Annotated in this window: 1 protein-coding gene; it reads left to right on the plus strand. The window is 45.8% G+C overall.

Annotation, left to right across the window (positions count from 1 at the left end):
- Positions 1 to 236, plus strand: a 236-nt coding sequence (gene ilvN / locus ACTHS3_RS18640) for an acetolactate synthase small subunit (RefSeq protein WP_440368894.1), incomplete at both ends; no start/stop codon positions are given.

Raw genomic sequence — 236 nt, forward strand, 5'->3', positions numbered from 1 at the left:
CAAATCACCAAACAACTCAACAAACTGTTTGAAGTTGTCAAAGTGGTTGACTTGAACGAAAGCAGTTTTGTCGAACGCGAACTGATGTTGGTAAATGTCCGCGCCGTCGGCAAAGACCTCGACGAATTCCTGCGATTGACCGAAATCTACCGCGGCAGCGTTATTGATTTGACAGACCGAAGCTATACCATCGAAATCACAGGCTCTACCGAAAAACTCGACTCTTTCCTTGATAC

It is taken from the genome of Neisseria sp. P0009.S007 (assembly GCF_051962515.1).